Below are 16,708 nucleotides of genomic sequence, written 5' to 3'. Positions count from 1 at the left end.
ATGTCTTGATGCGCCTTGCATCAAGACAAGCTGGCTCAGCCCAGGTTTGCTGTCGCAAATTCCCAGTTGACCAGTGCCCAGAATGCTTCCAGGTATTTTGGACGTGCATTGCGGTAGTCGATATAGTAAGCGTGTTCCCACAGATCACAAGTCAGCAATGGCGTGTCTTCTGTTGTCAGTGGTGTGGCTGCATTGGATGTATTGACGATATCCAGTGTGCCATCAGCCTTTTTGACCAGCCATGTCCATGAAGAACCGAAGTTACCTACGCACGACTTGGTGAACGCGTCCTTGAATGCATCGAAAGAACCCCATTTGGCATTGATGGCATCGGCCAGTTTGCCGCTTGGTACGCCGCCGCCGTTAGGTTTCAGGCCATTCCAGTAGAAAGTGTGGTTCCAGATCTGTGCTGAGTTATTGAAAATGCCGCCAGAAGATTTCTTGACGATTTCTTCCAGCGTGGAGTTTTCAAACTCTGTACCCTTGATCAGGTTGTTCAGATTGGTCACATAGGTTTGATGATGCTTGCCATAGTGAAATTCCAGCGTCTCCTGGGAGATATGTGGAGCCAAAGCATCCAGTGCATAAGGCAGTGCCGGTAAGGTATGTTCCATATCGCGTCCTTTTATCGTGAGTTTATCATTTCCGGCAATCCGGAAAAGCCAGACCAGCATTGTAAGCTGTTGTACAAAAGCTTGCACGCGGGCTGATGCAAATTACCAGCAATTAGATATATATGCGAAAAATGATGAGAGGCTTATGGCAGTCAGCTTGCATTCGGATCAATCCAGCTTGGTTTGTACGCTGCTGATACCAACTTCAGCAGTGCCGGATGCCAGTCTGACTTGTAGCAGGGATTGCGGCTTGAGTTCCGCCGTATTGCGCAGGGCCTTGCCTTTGTGGTCGCTGAGGATGGCATAGCCACGTTCCAGCGTGCGCTGAGGGTTGAGTAGCTCCAGTTGACCGCGCAAGGCAGATAACTGTTGTTGACGCCCTTCCTGGTGGCGTCTGCGTGCTTGTTGCAGGCGTCTTTGCATGTCGGCTAGCATTAGCCTTGGCTTGGCCAGATCCGGTTTATGGGCTTGCCAGCTTTGTGTCAATTGCATCAGTTCATGTCTGGCCTGAAGTATCGGCAGGCTGGCACTGTGGCTGAGATTGCGGGCCAGGTTTGCCAATTGCAGGCGCCTGGCCGCGATGGCCGCCTTGGGACTGAGCAGGCGGCGGCTTTGCCAGTCGAGTGTCTGGGCCTGGTCATCCAGTTGCCTGTGCATGCAGCGGCTGAGTATTTGTACCTGGCGTTGTAATAACTGTAGCCAGGCATCTCTCGGTGCTGCGGCCAGTTCTGCCGCTGCTGTCGGGGTGGCGGCTCGCAGGTCGGCGGCAAAATCTGCGATAGTAAAGTCGGTTTCATGGCCTATACCAGCTATAACAGGCATAGGGCAGTTGACGATAGTACGGGCCACGACTTCTTCATTAAAGGCCCACAGGTCTTCCATACTGCCACCACCACGGCAGACCAGCAAGACATCACATTCTTCGCGGGCAGCGGCAGAGGCTATCGCCTGAGCAATTTTCATCCCCGCACCTTCGCCCTGTACCGGTGTGGGATAGAGGATGATATGCACATGCGGCGCACGTCTGTGCAGGGCGATCAGAATGTCGCGCAGGGCGGCTGCCTGCGGGCTGGTGACTATCCCTATTGTTTTGACAAAGGCAGGCAGGGGGCGCTTGCGTTCTGGATCAAACAAGCCTTCCTGCGTTAATTGTGCCTTCAAACGCAAGAATGCTTCATACAGGTTGCCAACGCCCGCTCGGCGTATGGCTTCTACACTCAATTGATAGTCACCACGCGGCGCATACAGGGTAACCAGGGCACGCACTTCTACCTTGTCTCCCTCTTTAGGCTGGAAGTCAGCATATTGCGCGCGGCCACGAAACATCACGGCCCTGACCTGGGCACCGCTATCTTTTAAGGTGAAATACCAATGTCCAGACGCGGCGCGGGTAAAGTTGGAAATCTCGCCAGAAACCCAGGTCAATGGCAGGTTGCGCTCTAAAAGCTGAGCAACGGCCTGGTTCAGCGCCGTAACTGTCATCACGGGAGGCGTGTTTACTGGAGTGGTATATGGCGATTCAGGATTCATAAAGCATGGCGGAGGAAAATCTGTCCACAGAAGCGTGGAATGGTCATTAGCATGTCATTTTGCCTCTTATATGTCAAAAGAAATGAAAGTTTACTATCTAAGTCTTTGATTTTTAATAAAAAACAACTTGCAAAAGAATGAGGCAAAATGAAAATTCCCTTTCAAATCAAGGACATTGCAGTGTATCTGGGAGCTTGTGCACAAACTTATCCACAGAAATTGTGATTAAGCTGTTGAAAACTTTGGTCTTCCACAAGCTACGTGCTTTTGCCTAAAATAATGGCATATGGGTAATTCTTATTAAAATCAGATACTTAGCATATTTCTCTGCGCTTTTGCACAAGCTTGTCCACACATTTTGTGCAGAATAAGCGCTAGTTCACAGAATAAATGATCAAAAAAGCAAAACGCCAACCGTGATTGTTAATAAGTGTGGTTTGCCACTTTTTTAGGCGTGAAAAAAATAATTAATAAAATCAGTGGCTTAGTAACATCCCCCATACTTTTTCACATAGTTGTCCACATATTTTGTGCAAAAGCCTGAATGCAAGGGGTTTTTTGTTTTTGAATATTATTTTAAAGATAATTTATCTGTGGAAAAAATGTATCGCAGCACAAAAGCGCGCATTTGCCTGTTTTTCTGGCAGTTCCACTTATTTATTAAAAATCAGTGACTTATGCCGCTTATTTACGGTAATGCACAATCTTGTCCACATATTTTGTGTAAAACAACGGGTTTCTTTTTCTGTAGAATTTTCTGATGAAATTTTGTGCAAAAAAGCCTCAAACTGCCTGCTTGCCTAAAATTTTTGCATCGCCATAATCTTCTTTAAAATCAGTAACTTGTCATTGTATGCAAGACTTTTGCACATACTTGTCCACAAATTATGTGTGGAAAAGACGGCGGAGAAATGAAGAAAATGCAGTTTTATCCACAAAATGGCTGTGCCTAAATCTTTGGCAGGGATGAAAAAATTAAATAAATCATAGACTTGCGTATATTCGATGGACTTATCCACAAGCTTGCGCACAGATTTTGTGCAAAACAGTGAATATCCTGAATTACTTTGTTTGTGAATCGCTGCGTGCTTTCGCCGAAAATCGGGCCTTGAAACATTTTGTACCTAGTTTTTTGCGTTGCGCTCTTGCCCACAGGCAGACAACGCGCTACATTGCGGGCTTGGATTTAGGAACCTTCAAGGAGTTATTTTGTTCGCCATCATTCAAGCCGCAGGCTGGCCAATATATTTTTTATTGATTGCCTCAGTTATTGCGCTGACATTAATCATAGAACGCAGTCTTTCTTTGCGCCGTAACCGCATCTTGCCCCCCACTCTGGTTGACGAAGTCATCCGTGTTTATCAGGCTGGCAAAGTCAAGCCAGAAGTCATAGAGCAACTGGCAGGCAATTCGCCACTGGGTAAAGTATTGGCTGCTGGTTTGCGCAATGTGAATGCGCCGCGTGAAGTCATGAAAGAATCCATAGAAGAAGCTGGTAGCGCAGTGGCGCATGAACTTGAACGTTTCCTGACTACCCTGGGTACGATTGCGTCCCTGGCACCTTTGATGGGTTTGTTTGGTACTGTTGTCGGTATGATAGAAATTTTCGGTTCGCAAAATGCGACCGGTGCCAACCCGGCACAACTGGCGCATGGTATTTCTGTGGCCTTGTATAACACGGGCTTTGGTTTGATGATCGCCATGCCTGCGATGGTGTTCTGGCGTCATTTCCGCGCTCTGGTGGATAGCATCGTTGTCGATATGGAGCAGCAAGCTATCAAGTTTGTTGATGTCGTCCACAGCGCCAGGAAGTAGTCATGAATTTTCGTAAAGGAAGGGGCAGGGAAGAGCCAGAGATCAACCTGATCCCGTTTATCGACGTCTTGCTGGTGATCCTGATTTTCCTGATGGTGACGACGACATATAGCCGTTTCACCGAATTGCAAATTACCTTGCCAACTGCAGATGCAGAAAAAGCCCAGGACAAGCCGAATCAGATAGATATCGGCATCGATGCCCAGGGTCGCTACAAGATCAACAGTCAAGCGGTGTCTTTCCTTGATACCCTGACACTGGCAGAAGACCTGAAAAAAGCGGCAGCCGCGCTGGAAGCTGGCAAGACTGGTGCGCAGCCGGATCCTGTGATCATCATCAACGCTGACCGTGCGACCAGTCACCAATCCGTGATTGATGTGTTGGAAGCGGCGCGTATTGCTGGGATGGCCAAAGTCACATTTGCTGCGCAGGCTACTGCAAAGTGACAGCCTGGAATGTGAACTGAGTACTGTTACAGTGACAGACAAAAAGCGGGGAGTGTGTAACTCCCCGTTTCCTTTTTTTAGAACGAAAAGAGAGCGACAAGAGAGTGACATGCGGGCAGTATTAGAAAAAATCTTGTTAAATGCCTGGCAAAAGCGTGGGTTGCTGGCTTGCCTGCTGTGGCCAGTGTCCAAACTATTCCAGCTTATCATCACTTTCCGTTTCGGATTGTTTGTGATGGGCTATAAAGCGCAGACACAAATGCCTGTGCCAGTTGTAGTCGTTGGCAATATCTTTATAGGCGGCACTGGCAAGACACCGCTGGTGATCTGGCTGGTGCAGCAATTACAGCATGCAGGCTGGCATCCTGCTGTCATTTCCCGCGGTTATGGCGTGCAGGCTGATAGTGTGATCCTGCTCGACGCCGCATCGCTGCCGCAGCAGGTGGGTGATGAGCCTGTGTTGATTGCAGCCAGGGCGCAATGCCCGGTAGCTGTCGGGCGTGACCGGGTGGCAGTGGCCCGCTGTGTGCTTGCGGCTAACCCGGAAGTGGATGTCATCATTGCTGATGATGGTTTGCAGCATTACGCTTTGGGACGTAATGTGGAACTGGTGCTGTTTGATCAGCGCGGCGCTGGTAATGGCTGGCTGTTGCCAGCGGGGCCTTTGCGTGAGCCTGTAGGAAGAAGGCGTGACTTTACTATCTGCAATCTGGCGGGGCAAGAAGTGGCATTCCCAGCTTCGCTGCCTGCGGATACTGTGCGCATGCATTTGCAGGCAGGCCAGGCATATCGCCTGAATGACGATAGGCAGCAGCGTTCATTGTTTGAATTTCAGGGGCAAAGCTTGCTGGCAGCGGCAGGCATAGGCAATCCACAACGGTTTTTCACTATGCTGGCAACACAGGGTTTGCAATGTCAGACCCTGGTTTTTCCTGATCACCATCCCTTTGATGCACAGAGTTTTAAGGGGGTAGATGTCGATTGCATTCTGATTACCGAAAAGGATGCAGTAAAATGTAGGCAAATCCCGGCTTTACTGGACGATGCCCGCATCTGGGTGGTGCCAGTCGAAGCTCAACTCGATGCAGCTTTTGCCGCATCCATGATACAAATGATTTCGGAGAAAAAGCATGGACGCACGTCTGCTTGATGTGTTGGTTTGCCCTTTGTGCAAAGGACAATTGGTCTACCAAAAAGCCAGTCAGGAATTGATTTGCTATGGCGATAAACTGGCTTACCAGATACGAGATGATATCCCCATCATGTGGGCAGATCAGGCTCGCGCGCTGAGCAATGAAGAAATCGACGCCAGACCTAAGGCTTAGCGTTTTATGAGTTTTATCGCCATTATCCCGGCTCGGCTGGCTTCCAGCCGTTTACCGAATAAACCCCTGGCAGACATAGGCGGCAAGCCCATGGTGGTGCGCACGGCGGAACAGGCCTTATTGTCTGGTGCCAGTGCCATCATGGTAGCCACTGACCATACCGACATCGTCGCAGCCTGTAAGGCCCACGGAGTGCCAGTATGTATGACCAGGGCCGATCACCCATCCGGTACCGACCGCATTGCCGAAGTCGCCGCCAGCATGAACCTGACTGACGATGCCGTTGTCGTCAATGTGCAAGGTGACGAGCCGCTGATAGATCCAACCCTGATCGCTGCGACAGCGGCACTGGTGAATGCAGATGTGCCTATGGCGACCGCTGCTCATCCTATCCATGCTGTAGAAGACGGTTTTAATCCGAATGTCGTCAAGGTGGTATTGGACAAACATGGCCGCGCCCTGTATTTTTCACGCGCCATCATACCCTGGCACAGGGATGGATTTACCGTCAGCCGCGAACAGTTTCCGCCCGCTTATGCGCCTTTGCGTCATATCGGTTTGTATGCCTACCGCAACGATTTCTTAAAAAAATATCCGCAACTCGCTGTTTCTCCATTGGAACAAATTGAGGCTCTGGAGCAATTAAGGGTTTTGTGGCACGGCTATGCAATCGCAGTTCATGTTACTGGCTCCAGCCCTGCGCCAGGAGTTGATACGGCAGAAGATCTGGAACGTGTCCGGCAGTTTTTTATGGATAAGAAATAAAAAAACGGGCAAATCCCCAAGTTTTCGTGGCAAAGCATCAAGATATGCGAAAATTGTGGTAAGTTTCGTGAAAAGAAACTGTGTTATCAAGCTAAATAAGAAAAGCAAAAAAAGAGCCGTGCCTGCCATGAAACCACTGGCTGTCATGTTTTGATAATACAGGCACAAAAAATTCAAACTCGTCTTAGGAAATTTAACATGCGTCTTATTTTGTTGGGAGCGCCGGGAGCCGGCAAAGGTACACAAGCCAATTACATCAAAGAAAAATACAATATCCCGCAAATCTCTACTGGTGATATGTTGCGTGCTGCAATTGCCGCTGGCACGGCTTTGGGTCTGGAAGCAAAAAAAGTCATGGACACCGGTGGTTTGGTATCTGATGACATTATCATCGGTCTGGTCAAAGACAGGCTGACACAGCCAGATTGTGCCAATGGTTATTTGTTCGACGGTTTCCCACGTACAACGCCACAAGCAGATGCGATGAAGGATGCTGGCGTCACAATAGACTATGTACTGGAAATCAATGTGCCGGATGAAGCGATTGTCGATCGTATGAGTGGTCGCCGCGTCCATCCTGGTTCTGGCCGTACTTATCATGTCAAATTCAATCCGCCAAAAGTCGAAGGCAAGGATGATGTGACTGGCGAAGAGCTGGTACAACGGCCTGACGACAAGGAAGAAACCGTCAAGAAGCGTTTGTCTGTGTATCACGAACAGACTGAAATCCTGTTGACTTATTATGGTGACTGGGCCAAGTCTGGCAAACCAGGGGCACCTAAATATCGCAAGATCGCTGGTGTCGGACCGGTAGAGTCCATCCGCGATAGCGCATTTGCGGCGCTGTCTGAATAAGTAAGTAAAAAGCGGACTGCATTGTCCGCTTTTTTTTATGGCTAGCCCCAGCCAGATTTCTCCAAAAATATGGGCTACGTAAAAGTTTCGCAGTGTGCAGGATTCATTTTTGTCATTTGGTGCAAGGCAGTCTGGTACTGAAGTCTGGAAAATGAAGAATTGTCGTTGTTTCACTTTGTCGTTAAAAAAATGCATGTGCCCACAAGGCCGACATGCCTATAACATTGGAGGAGTCAACATGACAGCAAGTCTTTGGTTTGTCATCGCATGTGGCGTCATCGCCGTACTATATGGTTTGATTTCGCGTAGTTGGATCCTGAAACAGGATGCCGGTAACGCGCGTATGCAGGAAATTGCCACCGCCATTCAGCAAGGCGCTGCCGCTTATCTGGCGCGACAGTACCGCACCATCGCCATCGTTGGCGCGGTGCTGTTCATCGTCGTAGCTATAATCCCTGGCCTGGGTTTGATCACTGCCATCGGTTTTCTGATCGGTGCAGTTCTCTCGGGTGCCTGCGGTTTCATCGGCATGAATGTGTCAGTCAGAGCAAATGTCAGAACTGCGCAAGCTGCAACCAAGGGTATGAATGAAGCGCTGGACGTGGCTTTCCGTGGCGGTGCCATCACCGGCATGCTGGTGGTCGGACTTGGTTTGCTGGGCGTAACTATCTTCTATTTGGTATTGGTATGCAATGCTGCTGGCGGCACGCTGACACAGCATGATGTCATCAAGCCCCTCATCGGTCTGGCCTTTGGCGCTTCGCTTATTTCCATCTTCGCCCGACTTGGTGGTGGTATCTTTACCAAGGGCGCTGACGTTGGTGCCGATCTGGTTGGCAAGGTGGAAGCCGGTATTCCTGAAGATGATCCGCGTAACCCCGCCGTGATCGCAGATAATGTGGGTGACAATGTCGGTGACTGCGCCGGTATGGCTGCGGATTTGTTTGAAACCTATGTAGTGACCCTGATTGCTACCATGTTGCTGGGGGCGCTGGTGATTACCAGTGATGTCACTGCCGCGATTGTCTATCCCCTATTGCTGGGGGCTGTTTCCATCTTGGCTTCGATTGTCGGCTGTTCCATGGTGAAAGCCAAGCCGGGCAAGAAAATCATGTCCGCGCTGTACACAGGTTTGTGGTGGGCAGCCGGCTTGTCGCTGGTCGGTTTTGCCATCGTCACCTGGCAAGTCTGGCCTGATGAAGCCATGCGCATGAAGATGATGGGCTCATCGCTGGTGGGTATCGTCCTCACTGGCCTGATGGTGTATATCACTGAATATTACACAGGCACAGACTTCAAGCCGGTACAGCACGTGGCCCAGGCATCGACCACAGGTCACGGTACCAATATCATTGCCGGTCTGGGCGTGTCGATGAAGTCGACTGCCTGGCCAGTGCTTGCGGTGTGTGCATCCATCCTCGTTTCTTATCAACTCGCCGGTTTGTACGGCATCGCGATTGCCGCAACTTCCATGTTGTCGATGGCGGGTATTATCGTCGCCCTCGATGCCTATGGGCCTATTACGGACAATGCCGGTGGTATTGCTGAAATGTCGGAAATGCCTGCTTCAGTGCGTGCGATTACTGATCCTCTGGATGCAGTCGGTAATACCACCAAGGCTGTGACCAAGGGTTATGCGATAGGCTCCGCCGGTCTGGCTGCTCTGGTGTTGTTTGCTGATTACACCCATGCGCTTGATTCTGTCGGCAAGAGCACTTCGTTTGATTTGTCGAATCCACAAGTTATCGTCGGCCTGTTTATCGGTGGTTTGATTCCCTACCTGTTCGGCGCGATGGCTATGGAGGCCGTGGGTCGTGCTGCCGGTGCCGTGGTGGTGGAAGTACGTCGCCAGTTCAAGGAAATCAAGGGCATCATGGATGGCACAGGCAAGCCTGAGTATGACAAGGCTGTTGACATGCTGACGACATCTGCCATCAAGGAAATGATCATTCCTTCGCTGTTGCCTGTTATCGTGCCTATTCTGGTGGGCATGTTGTTGGGGCCAGCTGCGTTGGGTGGCTTGTTGATGGGCACTATCGTGACTGGTTTGTTTGTCGCTATATCCATGACTACCGGTGGTGGTGCCTGGGACAATGCCAAGAAATATATAGAAGATGGTCATTTCGGTGGTAAGGGGTCAGAAGCGCACAAGGCTGCCGTGACCGGCGATACTGTTGGCGATCCCTACAAGGATACGGCTGGCCCAGCTATTAATCCCCTGATTAAGATCATCAATATTGTCGCCTTGCTGTTGGTGCCTATCTTGCCTGCGGTTGGCACGAATGAAGCCGCCAAGCATGTCACGCCAACGATGCCGGTAGTGCAATCGGCAACACCAGCGGCATCTGCATCAGCGTCGGTACCGGTGTTGGTACCTGCACCGGCGTCCGCTTCAGTATCTGCTCCTGTGGTAGTGCCTGGGTCACCGGGAATGCAAGAAGCCACACCTGCCAGTAAGTAATTGCTTTTGCAGGGTTTGGTCTCTGGTTCGAAAAGTGGTGGCAATTATTGCTGCCACTTTTTTTACTTTTGGCTTTGTACAATTGTTCGCTACAATAGGGTTATGTGACGTTAACGTAAACGTAACCGACATTGAGCGGTGATTCGCTAACTGCATTTAGTGTTGACGACCGATTCATCTTTAAACTTGGAGAGACAAACATGCAAATTCAAAATCATGTATTTATTATTACTGGTGGTGCTTCCGGCCTGGGTGCGGCGACTGCAAGAATGATCGTTGCCAACGGCGGCAAGGTGGTGCTGGCCGATGTACAGGTAGACGCCGGTGAGGCACTGGCGGCTGAGTTGGGTGGCAAGTTTGTCAAGTGTGATGTGACTTCCGAGGCCGATGGCAAGGCTGTCGTTGAAGCCGCTGCTACACTGGGTACGTTGCGTGGTCTGGTGAATTGCGCCGGTGTTGCACCGGCGATCAAGACGGTAGGCAAGGACGGCCCGCATCCATTGGACGTATTCCAGCGCGTGGTCAACATTAACCTGATTGGCACTTTCAATATGTGCCGTCTGGCAGCAGATGCGATGGGCAAGACCGAAGCTGCTGAACATGGTGAACGCGGTGTCATCATCAACACAGCATCTGTTGCTGCCTATGACGGCCAGATTGGCCAGGCTGCCTATGCTTCTTCCAAAGCAGCGGTAGTTGGTTTGACCCTGCCTATGGCACGTGATTTGTCACGTAGCGGCATTCGCGTCATGACGATTGCTCCAGGCATCTTTGAAACCCCGATGTTGCTGGGCATGCCGCAAGAAGTGCAGGATGCTTTGGGCAAAATGGTTCCGTTTCCTCCGCGTCTCGGTAAACCGGATGAGTATGCGAATCTGGCCAAGGCGATTATTGAGAATGTGATGTTGAATGGGGAAACAATTCGCCTAGACGGCGCCATTCGCATGCAACCCAAATGAAACGTTGATAAAGCTACTGCGCGACGCAATTTTGAGCCTGCGATGCTCACCGTACTAAAGTACGGTTGCGCTTCTTAACTCAAACTTGCGTCGCTCGCTACGCTTTCTCAACGCTTCATGCGACAGTCGTGTGTAGAGAAGACAAAGCTACTACGATTCAGTATGTTTAAGTATGGCTGTTGTATTTGTCGAGTCTGGACTTTTCACTGTGCCGTGCAGCATGACAAATTGCTAGGGGGCTACTACACTAGGGCAGATATGGATTTGCCCTTTTTTTATGCCTACACTAACGAGTAATAATGCGGGAACCGGATTGATCTTGACGGGTGGGGGGGCGCGTGCGGCCTATCAGGTTGGGGTGCTTCACGAAATCTCGGCTATCCTTGTCGAGTCTGGCTGGCATCCTGCCAGCAATCCTTTTGGCATTATCTGCGGTACTTCGGCAGGTGCGATCAATGCTACCTCGCTGGCTTGCGGGGCCGATAATTTTTCTGATGCAGTCGGGCGCATGCTGCACATATGGGAAAATTTTGAGGCGGCGCAAGTGTACCGGGCTGACTCGCTCGGTGTCATGCGCAGTGGGGCGCGCTGGCTGACACTATGGTCATTTGGGTGGCTGTTGAATAAATGGCGCAAGGCACCGCCGAATTCGCTGCTTGATAATTCTCCGCTGGAAGCGCTGTTAACCCGCATGCTGGACTTGGGTAGCCTGGATGCCGCGTTCAGCAATGGTAGCCTGCATGCACTGGCGGTCACTGCATCTTCCTACACTGCTGGTCAGCATCTGACATTTTACCAGACTCTGGCTGATGTCGAGCCCTGGGTCAGGAGTCAGCGCCTGGCGCAGCGTGATTTTATCGGTGTTCAGCATTTGCTGGCGTCCTCTGCCATTCCTTTTATCTTCCCGGCCGTGCCGCTGAACTGGGGTGGACGTATGGAATATTGCGGCGATGGGTCCATGCGGCAGCTTGCGCCCATATCACCGGCCATCCACTTGGGGGCGCAAAAGGTATTGATTGTTGGTGCGGGTCGTCTGACTGAGCCGCCGAGTATTAATACTGAAACTGCACGTTATCCCAGCCTGGCGCAAATTGCCGGTCATGCCTTGTCCAGTATCTTCCTCGATAGTCTTGCAGTGGATATTGAGAGACTGATGCGCATCAACAAGACCCTGTCCATGTTGCCACCAGAACTGCTGGAAAAAACTCCTTTGCGGCCAGTGGATTTGTTGGTCATCGCGCCTTCTGAAAGGCTGGATGAAATCGCCAGCCGTCATACAAATAGTCTGCCTCTGCCTGTACGTACAATGCTGGGTGGTATTGGAGCTACCGAAGCACGTGGTTCAGCACTGGCCTCCTATCTTTTGTTTGAATCCACCTATACCAAGGAGTTGATTGCTCTCGGGCGGCGCGATACCCGTGCCAGAATGGACGATGTCTTACGTTTCTTCGGTGTTGATTGCTCAATACGAACTGCCTGATTGCCAGGCAATAGCGGCTGCAGGAGTCCTTGCCTGAAACGTGAAACGAGCAGGTGTATATACATTGTAACATCTGCAACAATGGTTGATTCATCATCGACAAACCGTTAATCTATGCCGTGTTTAAGCGTGTGCTGATAGACAAAATAATGATAAATCCAACATTTTTCAAGAAATGGCTGGTATTCCTGGCGCTTGCTTTTCTGGCTGTAAGCAGTTTTGCTAAAGACACTATAGGTCTGGGCCAGATTGCTGTTGCCGAATTGCCTAAAGAAGCGCAAACCACCTTGAAGTTGATCAGGCAAGGCGGGCCATTTCCTTATGAAAAGGATGGTGTGGTGTTCGGCAATTATGAGTCCAGGTTGCCAAAGCAAAAGCGCGGTTACTATCATGAATACACGGTAAAAACACCGCGCGCCCGTAATCGGGGCATGCGCCGCATTATCGCCGGAGCAGACCCGCAGACATCGGGTGAATACTATTACACCGAAGACCATTACGAGAGTTTTCGCAGAATTAAAGAGTAAATATGATCTCAGCAATTGAGGGAGAAATGGAATTGTTGGCAACGGTAGCGCCTAACGTGGTGCAATCCATCCGTGCTTTCCGTGTGCCGGATCTGCAAGCAGAAGCGTCCCGGCTGGGTCAGCATTTTTTGTATGCCTATTGCCTGGAAGCGGCCACCAAACAGCAAGTGCTGGGCAAAATTGCCTTGTCTTTCGGTTTTCCCAGGCCTATGTGCCGTAATCTGGATGCATTGTCAGATTGCCTGACTGATATGATTTATAAAGCAGGCCCGCAGCCTGGCTTTCTTATTGTGATCGAGCAATTGCCAAATACGCAAAAATTTGACAAGGAAGCGCGCGAAAATTTGCTGGACGTTTTTAGGGATGCCGCAGATTTCTGGGCAGAGAGAAAAGTCGCTTTTCGTGTGTTTTACTCTTTCGAATAGTATTTTAATGGTATTTTAATAGCCTGTATAATAGGTGCCGGTAAGTAATTACCGGCATTTTTATTTGGGGCTAGACCCCTGTCAGCGGTACAATGCCGCCATGAAAAAGATTGTTATCCTCATTTCTGGTCGTGGCAGCAATATGCAAGCCATCGTTGAAGCTGCTGCAAAGCAGCAATGGCCTGCGCAAATCGCGGCTGTCATCAGTAACCGGGCCGATGCAGGCGGCCTGGAATATGCCGCCAGTCGTGGTATTCCAACGGCCATCGTAGTCAGCAAGCAATTTGTCACGCGTGAGGCATTTGATGCTGCCTTGCAGGCAAAGATTGATGAATTTACCCCTGATCTGGTCGTTTTAGCTGGTTTCATGCGCATACTGACAGCAGGTTTTGTTGAACACTATGCGGGCAGGATGCTGAATATTCATCCATCCCTGTTGCCCAGCTTTGTCGGTTTGGCAACGCATCAGCAGGCAATTGATGCGGGCGTCAAAGTCCACGGCGTGACCGTGCATTTTGTCACTGCAGAGCTGGATCACGGCCCCATCGTCGCGCAGGCTGTTGTGCCAGTATTGGATGATGATACCGAAGACACTTTGTCGCGCCGTGTACTTGAGCAAGAGCATCAGATTTATCCACGTGCCGTATTGCAATTCGTTGAAGGCAAATTGCGTATAGAAGGCAATCGTGTCCAAATCAGTAATTAATAGAGTTATTTAGTCAGCATTAGCAAACTCGCGTGGGCGGTTTTGCGTCAGCACTACATAGTAAAACAGAGTAACAAGGCCCGTCCGGGCCACATCAGCATATTAGAAGGAAGCAGCATGAGATTACCTCCCGCCATACTCGTCAATACCGAAGAAGTATTACGTGAGATTTTACGTTTTACCGGCCCGGCAGATGGCACTTTGTCGCGTTATTTTCGTGATCACCCACGCCTGGGCTCACGTGAACGCGGTGTAGTTGCGGAGGCTGTCTATGGCTTGCTGCGCAATAAATCGGTGTACACCAATTTTTCTGAGTCCGGCATTGGTTCGCCTATGCGCCGCCTGAGTTTGTTGGGTCTGGCGGATGCTGTTGGCGTAGATTCTCTCGGCGGTTTGACAGAAGATGAAACCGCCTGGCTGCAACGCGTCATGGAAATTGACCGCACCCACTTGCCATTGATGATGAAGGCCAACCTGCCAGAATGGCTGTGGACAAAATTGCTGGAGCGGTTTGGTGAAGAAGACGCACTGGCGCTGGCCATGTCGCTGAACACGCCAGCACCGCTGGATTTGCGCGTCAACACCATCAAAGGTGATCGCGAAACCGTCATCACGACACTGGCACTGGCGCCTATCATCGCTGAGCCTACGCCATATTCAAGCACTGGTTTGCGCGTACGCAAAAAACCATCCATCCAGAATCTGCCTTTGTTCAAGGATGGCACGATAGAAGTGCAGGATGAGGGCAGCCAGTTGCTGGCCCAACTGGTTGGTGCCAAGCGTGGTGAAATGGTAGCAGACTTTTGCGCCGGTGCCGGTGGCAAGACGCTGGCGCTGGGCGCATTGATGCGCAATACCGGCCGTCTGTATGCTTTCGATATTTCTGAAAAACGCCTGGCTAAATTGAAACCACGCATGGCGCGCAGTGGCTTGTCGAATGTGCATCCAGTCGTCATCGCGCATGAAAAAGACGCCAAGATCAAACGTCTGGCAGGCAAGCTTGACCGCGTATTGGTGGATGCGCCTTGCAGTGGCCTGGGTACCTTGCGCCGCAATCCTGATGTCAAATGGCGTCAGACACCAACTGGTGTAGCCGAGCTGAACGTCAAGCAGGCTTCCATCCTGGCCAGTGCTGCGCGCATGGTGAAACCAGGCGGTCGTCTGGTGTATGCAACTTGCAGTATTCTCGATGAAGAAAATGAAGGTATCGTTCAAGCTTTCCTGGCCGAACATGCTGACTATGCACTGGTGCCTGCCTCGCAGGTATTGGCAGAGCAAAAAGTGGATCTGCAAATGGGCGACTATCTGAAGCTTTACCCGCATTTGCATCAGACAGATGGTTTCTTTGCAGCGATACTGGAACGTAAAAAGGTAGTAGCGCCTGTTGTGGCAGAGTTGCCAGTGGTTACTGAAGACGAATAATTCCAGTCTGATTCCATTACCCATTTTTTGTCTTTGAGCACGCACTATCACTACACCCTATGAGTACGCCTTTACTTGCCAGTTTATTGTCTGACTTATCGAAGGATTTAGGCCAGCCTGATTTTTACTGGCAAGTAGGGGTAGTCATCTTGTGTTTTGGCCTGGCCTGGGTGTTGTCACGCGCCCTCAGGCGCAGCGTCAGTACCACTGACGCCGATTCTGGCGTCGTCAGGCTGGGTGTAGAAAGTTTTACCCGTGTACTTTCGCCAGCCCTGGCCCTGATTTTTATTCTGATTGCAAAAATGATTTTAGGTAAATGGCAGCATACGCATTTGCTGTCCTTGCTATTTCCGATTATTGGTTCATTGGCGTTAATCCGCTTTGGTTTTTATGTTGTTCGCCAGACCTTTGCCCGCGACGGCTCCATAGGTAGTTTCCTCGCTGTATTTGAAAAACTGTTCGCCGGTCTGGTGTGGATGGGTGTGGTCTTGCATTTCACAGGTCTGGGGCAAGAATTGCTTACTGCGCTGGATGAGGTTGTTTTGCCGATAGGTAAAAACAAAGTATCCATACTGACCATACTCCAGGCCATGGCTTCTGTTGTCATCACTCTGGTGGTGGCTATGTGGGCCAGTGCGGCACTGGAAAGCCGCCTGATGCTTTTGCCAAATGCACATACTTCTTTGAAAGTGGTATTGTCTCGTGTCGGCAGGGCTGTGCTGATTTTGCTGGCCATCCTTATCAGCCTGACCCTGGTAGGCCTGGACTTGACAGTGTTGTCTGTGTTTGGTGGTGCTCTTGGTGTAGGCCTGGGTTTTGGTCTGCAAAAAATCACCAGCAGCTATGTGTCGGGTTTTATCATACTGCTGGATCGCAGCATGTCCATAGGTGACATGATTACGGTCGATAAATTCAGTGGACGGGTAACGCAAATCAATACCCGCTACACGGTTTTGCAGGGACAGGACGGTGGCGAAGCGGTCATCCCGAATGAAATGCTGGTGTCCACCCCTGTGCAGAATTACTCACTGAGCGACCGGACTGTCGCAATGTGGACAGATTTGACTGTGGGCTATGAAGCTGATCTGAGTATGATATTGCCTCTGCTGGGAGAAGCTGCAGCTACAGTAGATCGCGTTTGTGCAGACCCGGCACCCGCAGCTTACTTGATGAAGTTTGGAGCTGATGGATTTGATCTGCGGGTAGGCTTCTGGATTGCCGACCCGGAAAACGGGCGCTCCAGCGTGATGTCTGCCGTTAATCTTGCTCTGTGGCAGGTTTTGCAGGAGCAACAGGTGAATTTACCCTATGCGCACAGGGTTGTGACCTTAATTAACAGTCCAGTCAAAGAAACTTGAAGCTAGGCAATAATTTTAGT

The 16,708-nt window shown here is 50.5% G+C and carries 16 protein-coding genes; 14 read left to right on the top strand and 2 right to left on the bottom strand.

Annotation, left to right across the window (positions count from 1 at the left end; genetic code table 11):
• Positions 1-35: 35 nt before the first annotated feature.
• Both sodB and xseA read right to left on the bottom strand, forming a co-directional pair.
• Positions 36-614, bottom strand: coding sequence for a superoxide dismutase [Fe] (gene sodB, locus Q8K39_RS05265; protein WP_305258586.1), 579 nt, complete (start codon positions 612-614; stop codon positions 36-38).
• Positions 615-782: 168 nt separating this feature from the next.
• Positions 783-2,144: an exodeoxyribonuclease VII large subunit gene (gene xseA / locus Q8K39_RS05260; RefSeq protein WP_305258585.1), complete on the bottom strand. Its 1,362-nt coding sequence runs from the start codon at positions 2,142-2,144 to the stop codon at positions 783-785.
• A gap of 1,209 nt (positions 2,145-3,353) precedes the next feature.
• Between xseA and Q8K39_RS05255 the strand changes: the two genes are divergently transcribed.
• From Q8K39_RS05255 to Q8K39_RS05190, 14 genes are all read left to right on the top strand, one after another.
• Positions 3,354-3,959 carry a MotA/TolQ/ExbB proton channel family protein gene (locus tag Q8K39_RS05255; RefSeq protein WP_186956615.1) on the top strand — a complete coding sequence of 202 codons (606 nt, stop codon included), beginning with the start codon at positions 3,354-3,356 and terminating at the stop codon, positions 3,957-3,959.
• A gap of 2 nt (positions 3,960-3,961) precedes the next feature.
• Positions 3,962-4,405, top strand: coding sequence for a biopolymer transporter ExbD (locus Q8K39_RS05250; protein WP_186956617.1), 444 nt, complete (start codon positions 3,962-3,964; stop codon positions 4,403-4,405).
• A gap of 109 nt (positions 4,406-4,514) precedes the next feature.
• Positions 4,515-5,555, top strand: coding sequence for a tetraacyldisaccharide 4'-kinase (gene lpxK / locus Q8K39_RS05245; RefSeq protein ID WP_305258584.1), 1,041 nt, complete (start codon positions 4,515-4,517; stop codon positions 5,553-5,555).
• Positions 5,536-5,730, top strand: a complete 195-nt coding sequence (locus tag Q8K39_RS05240) for a Trm112 family protein (protein WP_186956620.1) — start codon at positions 5,536-5,538, stop codon at positions 5,728-5,730. Before lpxK ends, Q8K39_RS05240 begins: the two co-directional genes overlap by 20 nt.
• 6 nt (positions 5,731-5,736) lie before the next feature.
• Positions 5,737-6,495 carry a 3-deoxy-manno-octulosonate cytidylyltransferase gene (gene kdsB, locus Q8K39_RS05235; RefSeq protein WP_305258583.1) on the top strand — a complete coding sequence of 253 codons (759 nt, stop codon included), beginning with the start codon at positions 5,737-5,739 and terminating at the stop codon, positions 6,493-6,495.
• A gap of 198 nt (positions 6,496-6,693) precedes the next feature.
• Positions 6,694-7,350 carry an adenylate kinase gene (gene adk / locus Q8K39_RS05230; RefSeq protein WP_186956624.1) on the top strand — a complete coding sequence of 219 codons (657 nt, stop codon included), beginning with the start codon at positions 6,694-6,696 and terminating at the stop codon, positions 7,348-7,350.
• A gap of 238 nt (positions 7,351-7,588) precedes the next feature.
• Positions 7,589-9,811 (top strand): sodium-translocating pyrophosphatase, encoded by a 2,223-nt coding sequence (locus Q8K39_RS05225; RefSeq protein ID WP_305258582.1) that lies wholly within the window; start codon positions 7,589-7,591, stop codon positions 9,809-9,811.
• Between the two features lie 200 nt (positions 9,812-10,011).
• Positions 10,012-10,770: a 3-hydroxyacyl-CoA dehydrogenase gene (locus Q8K39_RS05220; RefSeq protein ID WP_305258581.1), complete on the top strand. Its 759-nt coding sequence runs from the start codon at positions 10,012-10,014 to the stop codon at positions 10,768-10,770.
• Between the two features lie 277 nt (positions 10,771-11,047).
• The gene (locus Q8K39_RS05215; protein ID WP_305258580.1) at positions 11,048-12,250 is read left to right on the top strand and encodes a patatin-like phospholipase family protein; all 1,203 of its coding nucleotides are present in this window, start codon (positions 11,048-11,050) and stop codon (positions 12,248-12,250) included.
• Between the two features lie 152 nt (positions 12,251-12,402).
• Positions 12,403-12,777: a ribonuclease domain-containing protein gene (locus tag Q8K39_RS05210; RefSeq protein WP_370868566.1), complete on the top strand. Its 375-nt coding sequence runs from the start codon at positions 12,403-12,405 to the stop codon at positions 12,775-12,777.
• A 26-nt stretch (positions 12,778-12,803) separates the two neighbouring features.
• Positions 12,804-13,202: a barstar family protein gene (locus tag Q8K39_RS05205; RefSeq protein ID WP_186956673.1), complete on the top strand. Its 399-nt coding sequence runs from the start codon at positions 12,804-12,806 to the stop codon at positions 13,200-13,202.
• A gap of 100 nt (positions 13,203-13,302) precedes the next feature.
• Complete coding sequence (gene purN / locus Q8K39_RS05200) at positions 13,303-13,908, top strand: phosphoribosylglycinamide formyltransferase (protein ID WP_305258578.1); 606 nt, start codon at positions 13,303-13,305, stop codon at positions 13,906-13,908.
• Between the two features lie 117 nt (positions 13,909-14,025).
• Complete coding sequence (locus Q8K39_RS05195) at positions 14,026-15,330, top strand: RsmB/NOP family class I SAM-dependent RNA methyltransferase (protein WP_305258577.1); 1,305 nt, start codon at positions 14,026-14,028, stop codon at positions 15,328-15,330.
• A gap of 59 nt (positions 15,331-15,389) precedes the next feature.
• Positions 15,390-16,688, top strand: coding sequence for a mechanosensitive ion channel family protein (locus Q8K39_RS05190; RefSeq protein WP_305258576.1), 1,299 nt, complete (start codon positions 15,390-15,392; stop codon positions 16,686-16,688).
• The last annotated feature ends 20 nt before the right edge of the window (positions 16,689-16,708 follow it).

The organism is Undibacterium sp. (genome assembly GCF_030683615.1).
In the GTDB taxonomy this organism is placed as follows: Bacteria; Pseudomonadota; Gammaproteobacteria; order Burkholderiales; family Burkholderiaceae_D; genus Undibacterium; species Undibacterium umbellatum.
Note: the sequence above shows the minus strand (reverse complement) of the source record. Positions and strands in the feature narration are given on the sequence as shown.